At 65.6% G+C, this 2,065-nt stretch carries 4 protein-coding genes; 1 reads left to right on the plus strand and 3 read right to left on the minus strand.

Features of this window, described 5'->3' with window-relative positions:
• Positions 1–259 precede the first annotated feature (259 nt).
• Entirely contained in the window at positions 260–1,009 is a 750-nt protein-coding gene (locus DH10_RS31035; RefSeq protein ID WP_210325316.1) for an alpha/beta fold hydrolase, read from the plus strand.
• 43 nt (positions 1,010–1,052) lie between these two features.
• Here the strand turns inward: DH10_RS31035 and DH10_RS37385 are convergent, their stop codons facing one another.
• The 3 genes from DH10_RS37385 to DH10_RS31045 all read right to left on the minus strand — a co-directional run.
• Positions 1,053–1,256 (minus strand): GDCCVxC domain-containing (seleno)protein, encoded by a 204-nt coding sequence (locus tag DH10_RS37385; RefSeq protein WP_246506548.1) that lies wholly within the window; start codon positions 1,254–1,256, stop codon positions 1,053–1,055.
• 85 nt (positions 1,257–1,341) lie between these two features.
• Complete coding sequence (locus DH10_RS31040) at positions 1,342–1,797, minus strand: MaoC family dehydratase (RefSeq protein ID WP_192256094.1); 456 nt, start codon at positions 1,795–1,797, stop codon at positions 1,342–1,344.
• Positions 1,794–2,065 (minus strand): hypothetical protein (locus DH10_RS31045; protein WP_210327877.1); only part of this gene is annotated, 272 nt, incomplete at its 5' end. The genes DH10_RS31045 and DH10_RS31040, both read right to left, overlap by 4 nt.

Here is a 2,065-nt window from a genome sequence, read left to right on the forward strand (position 1 = left end):
AGGACATAGGCCTGGCGGAAGAGATCGAGGTGCTGGAGGAGAAGGTGAGGGCGGCCGCCGCCCAGCCCACGGGACGCTCTGCGCAACCCGGCGCTGCTGGCGTGGCCCAGGTGCAATCACCTTCGCCTTCGCCGGGAAAGAACCCGGCAGCCGCGCAGGACCCCGGCCGCGCCGTTCATTTCTGCCGGGCTCGCGACGGCACAGGCTCGCTTTTGCCAAGACCGGCAGCGGCCCGCCCATCCTTCGCGCCGCGCATTGGATGTCGCATCTCACCTTCGACTGGGACAGCCCGATCTGGCGGCATTGGATGTCGGAACTGTCGCGCGAGAACCAGCTGGTGCGCTACGACGAGCGCTGCAACGGCCTGTCGCAACGCCACGTGGTCGACGTCTCGTTCGACACCATGGTGTCGGACCTCGAATGCGTGGTCGAGGCGGCGGGGCTCGATCGCTTCACGCTACTTGGCCTCTCGCAGAGCTGCGCGGTTTCGATCGCCTACGCCATACGCCATCCCGAGAAAGTGTCGGGCATGATCCTCTATGGCGGCTATGTCAAAGGCTGGCGGGCGCGCGGCGACGCGGGTGAGATCGCCACGCGCGAGGCCGTGGCGACGCTGATGCGCGAGAGCTGGGGCAAGCCGAATCCGATGTTCCGCCAGGCCTTCTGCTCCATGTTCATCCCCGGCGCCACGCACGAGCATTTCGCCTGGATGGACGATTTGATGCTTCGGACCGTGTCGCCGGACGACGCCTGGCGCCTGCAGAGCGCCTTCTCGGTGATCGATGTCAGCGAGCTCCTGGAGAAGGTGCGGGTGCCGACCCTGGTGCTGCACGCGCGTGAAGACAACGTTGCCCCTGTCGAGTCCAGCCGCACCATGGCCGCCGGCATTCCCGGCGCGCGCTTCTTCGAACTGGAAAGCCAAAACCACATCTTGCTCGAAGGTGAGCCGGCCTTCGACGAGTTCATCGGCCATGTCCGGGCCTTCGTCGCCGAGACGGCGGGATCGTAAGACCGCGGGCGGTTGTCCAGCTGCCCGTCATGGCGTCTGACCTTCAGCCCCGGTGGGCTGCGCGGTTCTCCTGCAGCGGCGGACACGGGTGATCGGCGTAGGAACAGAACACGCAGCAGTCATTGGCACGAGGCTTCAAGAGCGTTCCACACCCACGGCATTCGTAGAAATGAACGCAGGCATCCGTGGGCATCGTCTCTTTTTCGCGATGTCCGCACTCGGGGCAGGTGATGGTCGCTTCAAGCATTGCCGCTCCAATGCTTCCGGTAAGCAAATATATGCCCCAGATGCGTGTGGCATCAAATAGATAGGCAATCGGGGACCAGGCGCATTCAGCTCTTGGCCAGCGGCACGGTGAATACGGTCGCGGTGCCGGTGAGGCAAACCTCGCTGGCCTCGTTGCGCACCGATGTCTCCAGTTTCGTGATCGGCTTGTCGGAACGCACCTCCGTGACCTCGACCCTCCCGGTGATCAGCTCGCCGACGCCGACCGCCTTGACGAATTTCCATGAGACTTCGAGGAACACCGAGCCCGGACCGGGAAGGTCCTCTGCCACCACTGCGTTCAGGATGCCTGAAGTAACGCCGCCCTGGACGATCAGCCTGCCGAACACCGATGCCTCGGCAAGCCGCTTGTCGTAGTGCAGCGGGTTGCGGTCGCCGGTCATCTCGGCGAACGCGTCGATATCCTGCGCCCGTGTCCGCCGTGAGCGCTCGGCGGACGCGCCCACCTGCGGGCGTCCGTTGACGACGCCGATCCATCCGTCCTTCATCATATGCGCGGTCATGGTCTCATCCCTGTTCGGTTGCGTTGCGTGATCGAGCCGGCGGCGGACGGCGGATTGGTGTCGTTTGCCGGCGCCCGCCGCGCTGCCGGCCGTCGTCGGGCAGCGTGGAGGGCGCGGCTCGGCATCTCTCGTTCGGCGAGCGCCTGGACTTCCGCCTTCATCACCGCGCTGAAGCGGCGATGACGCTCGCCGATGTCGGCGAGCGTCCAGTCGAAACCCGCGACGGCGTCCGTAGCGTCGAGGATCTGACTGGCGAAGACGTCGCGCT

This window comes from Mesorhizobium silamurunense, assembly GCF_014843825.1.
Taxonomy (GTDB): Bacteria; Pseudomonadota; Alphaproteobacteria; order Rhizobiales; family Rhizobiaceae; genus Mesorhizobium; species Mesorhizobium silamurunense.

Excerpts from the sequence above, each read along its gene's own strand:
- DH10_RS31035 (WP_210325316.1), top strand. The coding sequence starts at position 260 with ATGTCGCATCTCACCTTCGACTGGGACAGCCCGATCTGGCGGCATTGG.
- DH10_RS37385 (WP_246506548.1), bottom strand. The coding sequence starts at position 1,256 with ATGCTTGAAGCGACCATCACCTGCCCCGAGTGCGGACATCGCGAAAAA.
- DH10_RS31040 (WP_192256094.1), bottom strand. The coding sequence starts at position 1,797 with ATGACCGCGCATATGATGAAGGACGGATGGATCGGCGTCGTCAACGGA.